This is a genomic window from Cedecea neteri (assembly GCF_000758325.1).
Taxonomy (GTDB): Bacteria; Pseudomonadota; Gammaproteobacteria; order Enterobacterales; family Enterobacteriaceae; genus Cedecea; species Cedecea neteri_B.
Genome location: NZ_CP009459.1, coordinates 2,045,819 through 2,058,735, shown reverse-complemented (window position 1 = coordinate 2,058,735; position 12,917 = coordinate 2,045,819). Strand labels below are relative to the sequence as shown.

Sequence of the window (12,917 nt, the reverse complement as noted above, 5' to 3'; positions counted from 1 at the left end):
GCCCTCTCCCCAAAGGGGAGAGGGAGAAAAGAGAAGGCTGGGAACGCTTTTTATCCCCTATCCCTTCCAGGGAGAGGGTGAGGGTAAAAAGCGCTGATTCAGGCTATAGGCTGCACCGTCTCTCTTTTTTTCAAAGCCGCGATCATTTGCCGCAGTTCAAACTTGAAAACGGGCTGAGAGATACTGTACCCCTGAAAGAGATGCACCCCGGATGCAAGCAGCAGCCTTAACTTCTCCCGGCTATCAATACCCTCGGCAACACAGTAACTTCCCGTTAATTCGCAGTAGTACGCCAGGCTTTTGATCAGCGCCAGCGCGTGAGGTTCATACTGCGCGTCGGCCACGACTTTGCGATCCAGTTTGTAATCGTTGAACCGCACCGCCCGTACCGGGAAATAAACGCTGCTCTGCGAAAAGCAATCATCCAGCATCACCCGGTATCCCTGGTGCTGAAGCTGGGTAATAAAGAACCGGCTATCCTGTTGCTGCTGCAAATTCAGGTCTTCTGAGATTTCAAGCACCAGTCTGTCCGTCCAGAACGGGTTTATCAGCCGCGTACTCAACTGTTTAATAATGCCGAACAAACTTTCACTATTTGAAACCTCGGCCGGAATATTCACCGCGAAATAATATTCCCCCTGGTACTGATTAATGCCGCCCACCGCCTCTTGCAACATAAACGCTGTTAACAGCCGCCACGTATAGCTGGAACGGATCTGCGGCAGAAACTCTGCGGGCTGTAGGGTTTGTCCGTTTCGATGCCAGCGGGCCAGGATCTCTAACCCTTTTAGCTGCAGCCCACCGTTCACAATAGGCTGGAATACCGGGTAAATATGGCGGTTGTGGATGGCATAAACCAGCTCCCTTTCAAACGGTGAAAGGGCAGCCAGCATCCCCGCTGAGTCTCCTTTTTTCTGCTGATTGCTAGCCATCGGTGCTTTCTCATGCAGCAGCGGATGAGCCATTTTTTTTAGGCCGGACATGCGCTGTACATAGAGTGTCTTATGGCTGACGCCGCGCTGTTTCGCCTGCTCCTGAATCGTCTGCCCGGCCAGGGAGTCCACCAGCACATCCAGCTCTTTTCGGGTGAGACCCTCTGGCCGGATCTGGCTCACCAGTTCCTCTTCAAGGGCGTGTTTTTTGAGGCTAACGCTGCTATTCCAGTCCCCCCGCAGCAGCGCGGCCAGACTGGCGCTGGGCAGATCGGACGGCGCGACTCGCACACCGCTAAGATAACCTTCTTTTTTCACTAACTTTTGCAGCGAACGCCAGACCCATGAGGCTGAACTTCGGCTCAAAATGAGCATGGATAGCTGGCCGTCGTTTCGATCGAGCAGCTGCGCTACCTGCCGCAGGACGACAAGCAGCCAGTAGGGCCGATCGGGCAGATAAACCACAAACCGCGCCCCGCTCTCCCCCAGCGCTCTTTCTGCTCCCAAACCAGGGAAAAAGAGTGCCTGGGTCTGACCTGCGGCTAACAAATTCGCCAGCCCGCACGCCATCATGTTGCAAGGCGAAAGAATGTAGGTCACACGCCCGCCCGCCTTTCCAGGTGAGCCGCTACTGGTAAACAAACGTCACCCCGATTATCGACTGCACATTACCCGCCGTAACCTGCCCGGTGGTTCGCGCGTAGGTCGCTGTCAGCCCCAGATTAACGGGGATCGTCCCCACCGTTCCCAGAGAAACGGTGTTGGCGCTGCCTGCCCCCAAAGCGGCTCCATTACGCAACAGCTGAACGCCAATCCCCTGTGCAGGCGAGCTGGCTGACGTATTGGTGAAAATAGAGTTATCGCTACCCAGCGTGTTGCCAGACAAAAAGTAACCAATTCTTTGGTTTTGCGCGCAGCGCACGGTGACGGGCGCAGGTGCCGTGCCAGGATAATCCGGCAGATTTACCGTCACGTTACGGGCAGACACATCGCAGCCGCCGGTGGGCACCACGACATCGTTGTTGGCGTAGATATTCCAGTTGATGATCTGGCGATTTCCGTTAATGGAGTCTTCTTTTTCTAGAATAAGCTGGGCAATCATGGTGTTGGCTTTAACCACTACGCCGCTGGCGGTGCTGATAGGCGTTAAATACAGCACGGCCTGCCAGCCACGGTAATCGCCCCAGGTGTGGTTCACCCAGGCGGTTTCCGTTGTGGTCGGGAAAGGGTATTGCACTCCGAAATAGCCTAATGACCCTCTGAAAGCAGAGAGCACGCCCTGATAAGCGGAGCCGGATCTGATCCGTACCGGATCGGTATATTGGGCTGGGGCATCGTTTTTGCACTGAATCGACTGGGAAAGGTCGACCACTAAGTTTTGCCCTGCCGAAATGGACGGCACAAGATTAACCCTGACGTTCACGGTGCCGGAACCGCTGATGGATGTCCCCAGCGACTGACAGGTAAATGCCTGGCTTACCGTTGACCATCCCAGGCCGGCCACCGTAGCCAATAACGCGATGACTTTTTTCATTGCATCCTCCTTACGATCAGGACCAGGTGTAGGTGACATTGATCACCGCCTGAATAGTTCCCTGAGTAGTCCCGCCGTTAACCGTTATCGCCCTGACCTGCAGAGGAAAACTCGCCCCCTGGCTACCGGCATCTACTGGAACCGTTTTATTGGTGCCGTTATTCAACGTCGCGCCGCCGTTATCCTGGAGCTGAAGCTGGAGGTTACGCGCCGTGCCCTGGTTGGCGTAATACCCCGTAGCATCCGCCGTGCCGCTGAACGTCGCGGTCACTTTAGAGGTCCCGACCGGACAGTTGGTCAAGTTCAGGACAACATCATGCCAGGTGGACGAGGCACCGGCCTGCACCAGGCTAAAGGTATAGAGATCGCCCAGATCGACCGTCGCCGTGGGGGTCGAGATCGTGCAGGGCTTCGCTACCACCCTGCCGTTCACGGTAATAGTGACGTCATCTGCTTTTGCCGTGAAAGAGAGCACTATCAGCACCCCGGCAAGCACCCTTCCGGGTAGAATCCATTTCATGTCTGTCTCCGGTTACTGAAATTCGAGTGTGAATACTGCGGTCGCATTGACGTGCCCGGCGGTGACCGGCAACTGCGTTGCCATCAGGCGGGCATAAAAACCCAACACGTTGGTCTGGCCGGGCACCAGCGTGGTCCACTGAATAGTTGACGACCCCGCGTTGATCGGCAGCGGTGTGCGGGCGCTGTTCAGGATTTGGATCCCCATGCCTGCCGCCGCCGCGCCGCTGTCCAGCTTTAATAAACTGGTGTTGACGCTATCGGCCACGCCGGTAAACCCGACTTTCACCGCGGTGGCCAGGCCACCACACGGGGAAAGCACGATGTTGAAAGGCACCAGCGGCGTGGTGGCACCCACCGCAGAAAACTGTTTGGCCGGGTTGTTCATCAGGTCGACGGTGAAATCTTTTGACTCCGCCGCCACAGAACAGGCGTTGTCCCGGACATTACCGCGAATAGTAATCGTGCTGTCTGCCGCTTCCGTAGCGGCAGCGAACAGTGACAGGGCGATGCCGATGATATAAAGAGATTTAGTCATGCTTATTCCTTAGCGACACAGCGTCGAAAGCGAGCTCAGCATCTGCTTCTGGCTCTCTTCCCCCAGACGATAGTCCGCCACGCAGCTGGCGCCCGGCCCGTCTCCCCATTTGGCCAACACCTTGCCCACCAGCGGCATGCCGCTCAGATAGACTTGCCCACCGTCGGCCACAATACTGCTCACCGGCAGGCCTTCGGCGGTCACAACGGCCCCGAAAGGCACAGGCTTGCCGTTGTGGGTCAGCGTCATGAGCATTTTCACCCCGACCTGTGGCTTGAATTCCGCACGCACCACGGCGCCGTGAGTTGGCACCACGTTGGTGACGGCATCCTGAAGGTCAACGTTGTCGGCCAGCGTGTTGGTATCCAGCGCGATCCTGTTTTCGCGATAATCGCTGGCGTACGGGAGCACGGCATAACCGCGCCAGTCGGTACGCACGCCGGTTTGGTTTTCGACTTTGACGTCACCGGCTCCAGGGGCTTTCACCAGCACGACCGTGCTGTTCAGCGGCTGGCTGAAAGTCACGCCATCCGCGTGCGCCAGTACCCCACCGCTTGCGCCGTAATAAACCTGTTTCATGCCGTCGCTGCGGCTATAGCCCACGTTCGCGTTGCCGTATCCACCGCGATAATTAAGCGCGGCATAACCCGTGCTGCTGCTGTTCCCGTGCCCGCCGCCTGCATAGCCGGTCTGCACGCTATAGCTCAGGTTATTGTCTTCCAGCAGCGTGCCGTACAGCCCGGCCAGGTTGGTCATGCGGCCATTAAGATCGTGAGAAGCGCTGTAGCTGGCGTTGGCGTTACGCCAGACGGATTTACTGTCGGAACGCAGCCAGTGGCTGAACGGTATATTGACGTTTACCGCCAGCATTTGGTCACGTCCCTCCTGCCAGGCGTTTTTGGTCAGGCTATAGCTGACCGTCCAGTTGATGTCATCCACTGAGCTGTTCAAGCCGACCTGTATCTGCTCGTCGGCGCTGCTGCTATTCCAGTAGGTCTGGTGGCTGCCGCTGAGATAAAGCGTTGTCGTTCTGCCCAACTGTTGGGTCAGACTCAGCTGCACCCTGCCGCGCTTGTTGTAGGCAAGGTTGTAGTAGTCGGTAAACTTAGGCTTAACCTGAATCACACCGTCCTGCGTTTCCACGCGGTAACCGCTCATCCGGCTGTAGGCGCTGTCGGCGAGGGTAAAATAGCCGCTGGTTGAATACCGATAACCCACCAGTTGGATGTTAGTGCCCAGTTCATTCAGCGATTTGTTATAGAGGAAGCGAAGCGACTGCCCCTGGTGTTCGCTGTCATCCGCAAGCTTAGCGTTGGCCTGGGTGACGTCCATCGACAACGCCCCCAGTACGCCCATGTTTTTCCCTACGCCAAGGTTGAAACTGCGGTAACGGTCGGCCAGTTGGCTGCCGCCATAAAGCGTCCAGCCATCAGGCAACCCCTGCAGCACTGTGCCCTGGAAGAACTTAGGCTCTTCCTGTTGGCGATTACCGCTGCGATATTCCCCGGCGGTCAGAGAAAAACGGGTGCGCCCTTCGCGCTGTAAAACGGGCACGGATGACCACGGCACGCTAAAGATTTGGCTGCTGCCGTCTGTTTCTTTGATAGTGACCTGCAGATCGCCGCCGCTAGTGGCAGCATAGAGATCGTTAATCGTGAACGGGCCGGGCGGAACGGTGCCCTGATAGATTTCATAGCCATTTTGTTTGACGATGACGTGCGCCGTGCCCCGGGCAATGCCGCGAATCACCGGCGCAAACCCTTTCATGCTGTCAGGCAGCATATTATCGTCGGAGGCTAGCTGAGCCCCCCGGAAATTGATCCCGTCAAAAATATCGCTGTCTGTATAGCTGTCGCCCAGCGTTAAACGGGAGCGCAGGGAAATAATATCGCGCTCGAGCCAGGTGTTGACGTGCTGCCATTTATTTTCGTTCGCTGAGCTGCCGCCGCCACTGTTGTAGCTCCAGGTGGTGTTGTCACGCAGCCGCCATGCCCCGAGGTTGATCCCGCTCTGCAGGTTCAGCCACGCATAATTGCTGTTACCCCCCCGATCGTTTTGCACGCTATTGCCGGTAAAATTGTAATTCAGCAGACCGGCATTAATGCCGTTATCCCAGCGGTCAGGCGGGATGTACCCCCTTGCCCGGTTGCCCATAAACGCCTGCGGCACCGTAAGGTTCAGCCTTTGCAGGCCGACATCAAACCCGGCAGTGGACTCCGGGATGAGCTCAGTCATCGGCACACAGGCGCCCGACGCCAGGGCATTCATGCCGGCGATGGCCGCCACGTTAACGCCCATTCCGGCCCATTGCTCACGCGTCAGGCAGGGAGCCAGGCCGCTGCTGTTCTTTGCTGCCTCGAATTTAACGTCCCGGGTAGTGACAAACCCTTCGTTGAGATAAATATCGACGCGGTAAGTCCCCGGCGGCGCTTCCTGCCCGCTTTCAAAACTGGACAAATCAGCCACCGCTGAAGGGTCGTCGGCTAAAAAGCGCGGGTTAAAATACAAATCTGCATGGGCGGAACAGGCCTGCATAGCAATTAAAAGCGCCAGCGGCGTTTGTGCCAGAGTAAAAAAAGAAGCTAATTTGCGCCGTGGGCGACGGGAGCCTAAACGCGCTAATCCATATTTTAGATGTGACATTGTCCCTCCGGTCCGCATTCGCCCGGCAGTCAGTTCTTCGTTGTTATTTAACGCAGGACGGCCTGTCCTGAATTACTGCATAACGCCCTGCATCCGTGGCGTCAGCGCACCGTAGTCGTTGATGGTCTGGTAAGTAATGTTGGCCCCGGCATCGGCCGGTAGCTTCACGGAGGTTTTCCCGAGCGGCGGGACAAGCGCGTTGTCCAGTACCCGGGTACCCGCATTAATATCCGTTACCGTCAGGTAATACGGGGTGGGATTATTTAAAATCAGCTGGCCGTTGCTGCGGCTAAAGGTCAGTTTTTCTGCCGCTTTCTCAGGGGCCAAAGGCAGATTATCCGGGCGGTAATAAAGTTTGATTCGGCTGATGATTGCCAGCTGGAGCGTGTTTTCATTCAGCTTTGATTTTTCCATGGAAGGAATGGCTTTCACGTTCAGCCAGAACAGGCTCTCCCGATCCTTCGGCAGCTGGTTATTGGTCGCATCTAAAATGCGTAACGTGGTTTCTTTCTTCCCTTTGATGGCAAACAGCGGTGGGGTTATCACAAACCGGCTGTCTTTATCACCACTGGCGTTTTCCACCCACGACTGAATAAGGTAAGTGCTTTTTTCATCGTTGCTTGTCACCGCCAGCTGCACCTGTTTTTGCCCTTCAGGATAAATAACGCGAGTTGCCCCTAACGCCACCCCTGCCTCTGCTCGAGCCATAAAGCCCATCGCCGCAGCTATCATCATCGCCGCCAGTAAACCGCGACCTCTTAGTAAGCTTTTTGTCACGCTCGCACCTTGTCCTTGTCGTTGCTGTTTGTGTCCACTATGCCCGCATTCAGGCTACAGGTAGGTCAGAGAAAACCAGGCCTGGGCATTCGCCAGCCCGCCGGTAACCTGATGCCCGGTGGCGCGATATTTGGCGATAAAATGAAGAGTGTTTGGCCCGGCGTATATTCGGGTCCACGCCTTTGCAGGGGCATTCAATGGGATTTGGCGCTCCTCGGCATCAAAGAGGGCAACGCCCACGCCTTCAGCTATGCCGGGCCCCTCGCCCACCGAGAGTACCGCCGGGTTTTTGCCGTCAGCAACGCCCATAAACGCCACGCCAACGTGCCGGCTAACATTGGTATTACAGTCCTGAAGGTGGAGAGCGAAAGGCACCGGGTCGCTGTCTTCGCCTGGCGCGTGGAAGCGATTGCTGCTGATCCTGCCCATTTCAACCGTCATTTGACGGTCGCCCGCCTCTACGCGGCAAGATTCGGCAACGATCGTGCCCTGGAAGCGCATATTGCCGCCTGGCAGCATGACATGCGTTCTGTTACCGGCCAGCGCCAGCGAGGGCAGAAGAACGCTCAATAGAACCCACTTTATTCCTCTCATCGTTATCACCTTCAAATCCGTAGTAGATGACGGGCCGTCCCTGGCCCCGAGTGATTTCCCTGTATGACTGACTGATTACTCGTACTGAACTTTAAAGGTCGCGTCCGCGTTAGCGGTACCGGCCGTAGCCGCACCCAGCGCGATGTAACGAGCCTGCAGAGGAATAATATTGGTGCCATCATTCAGCGTGGTTTTGGCGCTGAAGGTTGCCCCATCCAGTGCCAGCGGTGTGCTGGTGCTGTCGAGGATCTGAATCCCCACATTAGTCGCACCGCCCGCCGCAGGACCCTGAATTGCCAGCGTGTCGGGTTTACCGGTTACGGCTACGCCAGAAAACGCAACGGAGGCTTTAGTGGAAACAGTGGTATCGCAGTCGTTCAGTTGGATGTTGAAACCCACCGCAGAACTGGTGCTGCCTACCGCTGCCAGTCGGGCTGAACGTACCTGACCCAGTTGAACAGTCTGGTCCACCGAACCCGCATCAACGGCGCAGGCCGCGTTAACAATTTCACCTTTGAAATGAACGGTGCCACCGTTAACCGTAACGGCATAAGCCGCTCCCGAGCTCAGAGAGAGGGCTGACAGTACAACGAAAGCCAGATTTTTGATTTTCATAATTTATTCCTTTAAACAATTTCACTAAAACGAATCAGAACCGGCAGTCGCTATGCCTTCCATAAGACCTATGTTTCAGCTTCACGAAACGATCGCCTATTCACATAAGCTCGCCCCTAAGAGAGCTACCCTCTCAATATTGGTGGGGAGCCGGGGTGAAATATTAATAAAGTATCTTAAATTGGTTTTGAAATTATATTTAACAAAACATCAATATCATCACATTGCATTGATTTTAAATGCTTTTTATATTTAATCCTATTAAGAATTTTCCCTGAGGTTATTCCCAATCACGATTTAGAAATTAATTTCTATTGACATTCCATACGCTGTAAAGAAACTAGAGGCGACACAGTAACGTTTCCAAAAATTCAAAACAGGCAAAAATCAAAAAACCAACAGGGATGCTTCCACTTAAAATAATTATAAAATATTCATTGCATTGAATTTATCATTCATATTACAGGCGACTTCCCCCGAGCGGATTTTCTAAAAAGGAATTTAACATGCATCATTAATCTGGCATTGCACTGCAAATCTTAGCTTGCACATCAAAATCGTAACACCTGACGCAGACATTTTTCATACTGCGCCGGCCAGGCTTTCACATATCAAAAATACCTCTGGCGAGGATATACCACGCAATAAAGCCTATTGCATCGGGTATATAAAATAATGACTAATGGATAATTGATATGAATATAACCTCACCGTTATTGCCTGTGCCATCTCAACATTCCCACGTTGAGTTTGTTTATCACATACTTTCTGCCTGTCATTTTTCTGCAACAGGGCTTTCTGCATTGCTTCGTGAAAAAGGAATGAATACAAAACTGATTAGTCCGGAGAAAAGCAGTCGACTGCTCTCTAAAAAAAATGAAAACGATGAATTTAACCATCTAATTGTTTTTATTCCTGAAGATCCCTTTCAGATGCTGATGACGCTGAAAAGCCTGATATCGTTATTACAAATTCATCACCATAAAATAAATATCCTGATCATAAGTGGACTGTCATCTTCATGGCTGTTTAGTTATTTTAAAAATGTGATGCCGCGAAACTCGAACCTCAGTACCATCAGGGGAGTCAGCATCTATACCAGCGTGATAAAACTCAGAAATACGCTGCATAAAGACATTAAAAACATTCCCACGCTTGTCTCGCTTGCCAGGCAGGAAGAACGCAATGGCGGCTTACGCCACGAAGGGCTCACTATCCATGAGGTCAATACGCTGCTGGAGCTTTTCAGTATCTCTGATAAAGAGGACGCAGCGGCAATAAAAAACTTCAGTACTAAAACGCTTTATAACCTGCGTTCGAGCGGGTTAAAAAAACTGGCGGCTATTCACCCGATGATGGCCAGACTGTTGCCGGGCAGGCATCGCAAAGCACAGCGCCAGTCGAAATCCAGGGGGTTAACAACCAGACTGCTCAGCAGTGAGGAGAGAAAAATCACCCATGCCCTGCAACATGGCCTGATCTTCCCCGTTTTCCAGCCTATTGTGGACAGCGAGAAGCAGATCGTAGGGTTTGAGATATTCTGCCGCTGGTACACCAACGGCAATGTATTGTTGCCGAGAGACTTTTTCCATGATATCAGGACGCGAGAAACGTGGATCATGCTCACGGCCTACATCATCAGAGAAGCCGTGGTGAATATAAATAACTATGCGGGGAAATTGGAATTTTCAGTCAATATTCCACGAGCCCTCACTGAGAGCACAGCCCTGTTTAAAATTGTTGAGACAGCCAAAGCCCAGCTGCTTGATCAGGCCTGGATACGCTGCCTGGTATTGGATATCAACGAAAATGTGGATTTAAGCTATGAGTCTAAGACGGTAACCGTATTAAATCAGCTTACCGGGCTGGGCGTAAAGCTCGCGCTGGATGACTGCTTCGCCAAAAATAGCGTTGCGTTTCCAGTCAGGCAGATAAAATTTAATAGCTATAAGCTGGACCGTTACATTGTAGAAACGTTTATCAATAACCACGATGATAAAAATCTTATTGATAGTCTAATCTATTATGCCAGCGTGACAGGTAGCCAGTGCATCGCAGAAGGTGTTGATAGCCTGCAAAAATTTATTATGCTGAAGCAAATGGGCGTCAATTTATTTCAGGGGTACTACATTTCTAAACCAGTGCTCCGTGAGGAGTTAGATGCCTTAGTTTTCCGCGGACTTCAATAACCCACAGATATAATAGTGTCATTCGGCTTATAAAAAACCTCCACAACTCGCATTTATTTAGCAGACAGAAGATAACATTCTGTCTCAGATCCATTATTTATTGTCAGTCTGGTGATTAATAAACTGCCGGTCGTATGCACATATTATGAATATATAAGCAGCGTGTAGTATTCATTCATTGCCGCGACCTTGTTCAGGTTAATTCCGTCCGCCACCGGATAAGCCTGACCAGGGGTGGTTATGGCAGCTTTGCAGTGAAGCGCTGCTTCCTGGGAACAATGGATGATGATAAAGACATGATGTACGGCTATGCCGCCAGCAAGGCAGCGGAAACACAAGCCACTATGCGGATAAACTGACGCTTCCCCTGAGAACCACGTTCAGATTTGCAAGAGCAATGGGTTTAGAAGCTAATGCGAAAGGCTAGGTTAAAGCCCGTTTTAACGGGCTTTATGATGCTGAAAGGACTATTTTTTGAGGTACAGCGCCGAGTCAAACTGCGGTTTCTGCTCCTTCAGGAAAGCATCCACAGATTCAATAGATTTGGCGTACAGATGAGTGTCAACCGGTAAATCAACCGTTTTCTTGCCCAGCACCAGGGTGAATACCGGCTGGTATTCGCTGCGGTACCTTACTGCAGTGGTGATTTCTAATTTTGCGGCTTTAGTCAGTTTCAGGCCTTCTGCCGTCGTTTTCTCGTCTTCTTTACGGCCTTTATTGATTAAATCCGCCAGCTCGGTGAGCTTGTCTTTAAAGGCGGATTTATAATCATCCGCATTCGCCTGCTCCAAAAATTCCTGATTCGCGACGTTGTCATCGAAAATCATTTTCACAGAGACGACTTTATGCTCATCGTAGATGTTACCGAGCTTCACTGAACCGCCGGTGACGGAGATAATATTTTCACTCTTAAATAAAACCGGACCGGAACTAATTAAGGATGAAACGATAAGTGCAGCCCCAACGACAGCGCTGCCTGCAAGAATTGACTTCATTATAAATTCCCTGCGGTATTTTTAGTGCCGGGATTATAGAGCACTCGAGTTGTTGTTTAATAGCAGTATAATCTTGTTGGTTAAGACAATGGCACTCACTAAATTAACGGCATTGACGTTAGCTCTCCCTTTTACTACGAATATGGACTGTCGGTAATGAAACGCAAATACTTCGCCTTTGCTCTATTCCTGAGCCTGCCCGCCGTGGCGGCTAAACCTTCGCTCATTGTCTGCGAGCCACAAGATAAGAGCTCAACGACCTCCTCGGAGATTTGGCCCGCACCTTATCTGGATAACGACCAGCTGTGTTTCGATATTCAGGCCGATAAAGGCAGCACCTGCGTGGGCAACGGCCAGACTACCCAGTGGATGACCGAAGCGGTGATCGTGGACATCGGCGGTGAACCGCAGGGCCGCGACGATACCTGGTTCCGGGTAGTGCAGCCGGTCGTCAATGACAAAGAGATCGCCTATAAAATCGAAGGTTCACGGGACCAAAAAACCTGGGGCCTGGTTTCCAATGTGGAAATCAATCGCCTTACAGGCGGCGCAGTTGACTGGTTTGTGGCCGAACACGGCGGCACCGCGTATCAATGCCACCTGGAAGGCCCGAAGATTTAATCTGATGCGGAGGCATCGCGGCTGAATTAAACGCCATACCTCTGGTTGCCTTATAGGCTGTTAGAACGCCTTAATTTCTGGCGATCGATAAGGTTGCTGATCCTGACCCCGAACATAATCAGGGTCAAGTTCAGTTGAAAATACGAGATCAGAATGGATTAAAGCCGTGGTATACGGCTTTAATTTTATTTCGCCAGGCCAGGAAAGTGTACTTACCGGGAAAAACCGCCATCTCCCACTTGCGCCACGGCATACCATTTCATCAACTCAGCCGTTCCCGGCTCGTTCTCGGCGGGTGCCCATGGGGCCATATCTTGCTCAGCTACGGGCTGGTACGCCCCATATTTTACCTCAAAAATAACCCCACCTTTGTCCAGCGACAACACCGCATGCCAGGTCCCGGCATCTGTCTCCAGCACCTTACAGTCTTCACCTAACACAGCCCGCTGGGTCACGTTGCCCTTGTCATCAAAATGCAATACCAAAAAGCGCCCGCTAAGGGGTGTCAGCAGCTCGAACGTGTGCGGGTGGCGGTGAGGGCGAACATAGGTACCCGGTTCCATGGCAATAGCCAGGCGCTGAACAGGATCGCTCAATTCAGGATGGAGATTACGATTGGCACGTAAGCGAGGGGAATTTGCGGCCTGCTCGCTTTGTTTTTGTAGATCGCTGAACGTAATTTGTTTCATATTAACCTTTGTGAATGTAGGTCGCTCGCGGCAACCAGGAACCCGGCTGTCGCAAGGTTTGATGCTATCTCAACGGACAATTAGCCACGACTTTAGCAGGAAAAATCTCTGCCCGGATTATAGACGCTGCTGCTGATGTCCCATAGCCCCAGAACGGGTGTATTTACAATGACACTGGTGTTCCGGCCAGGATTTGCTTCAGAGTGGCAATGCGATAGTTGGCAGTAAAACGCTTTTTCATGGAGAGGTCCTCATGTGGCTGATGAAGACA

The 12,917-nt window shown here is 52.4% G+C and carries 12 protein-coding genes; 2 read left to right on the top strand and 10 right to left on the bottom strand.

Annotated features, from left to right (window positions below; all coding sequences use genetic code 11):
* Nucleotides 1-98 precede the first annotated feature (98 nt).
* The 8 genes from LH86_RS09715 to fimA form a co-directional block, all read right to left on the bottom strand.
* Nucleotides 99-1,532 (bottom strand): EAL domain-containing protein, encoded by a 1,434-nt coding sequence (locus tag LH86_RS09715; protein WP_071842823.1) that lies wholly within the window; start codon nucleotides 1,530-1,532, stop codon nucleotides 99-101.
* Between the two features lie 28 nt (nucleotides 1,533-1,560).
* Nucleotides 1,561-2,466, bottom strand: a complete 906-nt coding sequence (locus tag LH86_RS09710; protein ID WP_039300695.1) for a fimbrial protein — start codon at nucleotides 2,464-2,466, stop codon at nucleotides 1,561-1,563.
* 16 nt (nucleotides 2,467-2,482) lie between these two features.
* On the bottom strand, nucleotides 2,483-2,986 hold the full coding sequence (locus LH86_RS09705) for a fimbrial protein (protein ID WP_039300692.1): 504 nt from the start codon (nucleotides 2,984-2,986) through the stop codon (nucleotides 2,483-2,485).
* A 12-nt stretch (nucleotides 2,987-2,998) separates the two neighbouring features.
* Nucleotides 2,999-3,523 carry a fimbrial protein gene (locus LH86_RS09700; RefSeq protein WP_039300690.1) on the bottom strand — a complete coding sequence of 175 codons (525 nt, stop codon included), beginning with the start codon at nucleotides 3,521-3,523 and terminating at the stop codon, nucleotides 2,999-3,001.
* A gap of 9 nt (nucleotides 3,524-3,532) precedes the next feature.
* Nucleotides 3,533-6,166 carry a fimbrial biogenesis usher protein gene (locus LH86_RS09695; protein ID WP_039300688.1) on the bottom strand — a complete coding sequence of 878 codons (2,634 nt, stop codon included), beginning with the start codon at nucleotides 6,164-6,166 and terminating at the stop codon, nucleotides 3,533-3,535.
* 72 nt (nucleotides 6,167-6,238) lie between these two features.
* Entirely contained in the window at nucleotides 6,239-6,943 is a 705-nt protein-coding gene (locus LH86_RS09690; RefSeq protein ID WP_071842822.1) for a fimbria/pilus periplasmic chaperone, read from the bottom strand.
* 54 nt (nucleotides 6,944-6,997) lie between these two features.
* The gene (locus LH86_RS09685) at nucleotides 6,998-7,537 is read right to left on the bottom strand and encodes a fimbrial protein (RefSeq protein ID WP_039300682.1); all 540 of its coding nucleotides are present in this window, start codon (nucleotides 7,535-7,537) and stop codon (nucleotides 6,998-7,000) included.
* Between the two features lie 75 nt (nucleotides 7,538-7,612).
* Complete coding sequence (fimA, locus tag LH86_RS09680) at nucleotides 7,613-8,152, bottom strand: type 1 fimbrial major subunit FimA (protein ID WP_039300680.1); 540 nt, start codon at nucleotides 8,150-8,152, stop codon at nucleotides 7,613-7,615.
* A gap of 695 nt (nucleotides 8,153-8,847) precedes the next feature.
* On the opposite strand from fimA, the gene LH86_RS09675 reads away from it, so the two are divergent.
* Entirely contained in the window at nucleotides 8,848-10,341 is a 1,494-nt protein-coding gene (locus LH86_RS09675) for an EAL domain-containing protein (RefSeq protein ID WP_081943006.1), read from the top strand.
* Nucleotides 10,342-10,808: 467 nt separating this feature from the next.
* On the opposite strand, the gene LH86_RS09670 is transcribed toward LH86_RS09675, so the two are convergent.
* Nucleotides 10,809-11,336 carry a hypothetical protein gene (locus LH86_RS09670; protein WP_039300676.1) on the bottom strand — a complete coding sequence of 176 codons (528 nt, stop codon included), beginning with the start codon at nucleotides 11,334-11,336 and terminating at the stop codon, nucleotides 10,809-10,811.
* A 156-nt stretch (nucleotides 11,337-11,492) separates the two neighbouring features.
* On the opposite strand from LH86_RS09670, the gene LH86_RS09665 reads away from it, so the two are divergent.
* Nucleotides 11,493-11,957 carry a hypothetical protein gene (locus tag LH86_RS09665; protein WP_039300673.1) on the top strand — a complete coding sequence of 155 codons (465 nt, stop codon included), beginning with the start codon at nucleotides 11,493-11,495 and terminating at the stop codon, nucleotides 11,955-11,957.
* Nucleotides 11,958-12,169: 212 nt separating this feature from the next.
* On the opposite strand, the gene LH86_RS09660 is transcribed toward LH86_RS09665, so the two are convergent.
* Complete coding sequence (locus LH86_RS09660) at nucleotides 12,170-12,646, bottom strand: WbuC family cupin fold metalloprotein (RefSeq protein WP_039300670.1); 477 nt, start codon at nucleotides 12,644-12,646, stop codon at nucleotides 12,170-12,172.
* Nucleotides 12,647-12,917 lie beyond the last annotated feature (271 nt).

Bases quoted from the DNA above. Each gene is read 5' to 3' on its own strand.
- LH86_RS09660 (WP_039300670.1), bottom strand. From the start codon at position 12,646: ATGAAACAAATTACGTTCAGCGATCTACAAAAACAAAGCGAGCAGGCC.
- LH86_RS09705 (WP_039300692.1), bottom strand. From the start codon at position 2,986: ATGAAATGGATTCTACCCGGAAGGGTGCTTGCCGGGGTGCTGATAGTG.
- LH86_RS09710 (WP_039300695.1), bottom strand. From the start codon at position 2,466: ATGAAAAAAGTCATCGCGTTATTGGCTACGGTGGCCGGCCTGGGATGG.
- LH86_RS09675 (WP_081943006.1), top strand. From the start codon at position 8,848: ATGAATATAACCTCACCGTTATTGCCTGTGCCATCTCAACATTCCCAC.
- fimA (WP_039300680.1), bottom strand. From the start codon at position 8,152: ATGAAAATCAAAAATCTGGCTTTCGTTGTACTGTCAGCCCTCTCTCTG.
- LH86_RS09700 (WP_039300690.1), bottom strand. From the start codon at position 3,523: ATGACTAAATCTCTTTATATCATCGGCATCGCCCTGTCACTGTTCGCT.
- LH86_RS09695 (WP_039300688.1), bottom strand. From the start codon at position 6,166: ATGTCACATCTAAAATATGGATTAGCGCGTTTAGGCTCCCGTCGCCCA.
- LH86_RS09685 (WP_039300682.1), bottom strand. From the start codon at position 7,537: ATGAGAGGAATAAAGTGGGTTCTATTGAGCGTTCTTCTGCCCTCGCTG.
- LH86_RS09665 (WP_039300673.1), top strand. From the start codon at position 11,493: ATGAAACGCAAATACTTCGCCTTTGCTCTATTCCTGAGCCTGCCCGCC.
- LH86_RS09670 (WP_039300676.1), bottom strand. From the start codon at position 11,336: ATGAAGTCAATTCTTGCAGGCAGCGCTGTCGTTGGGGCTGCACTTATC.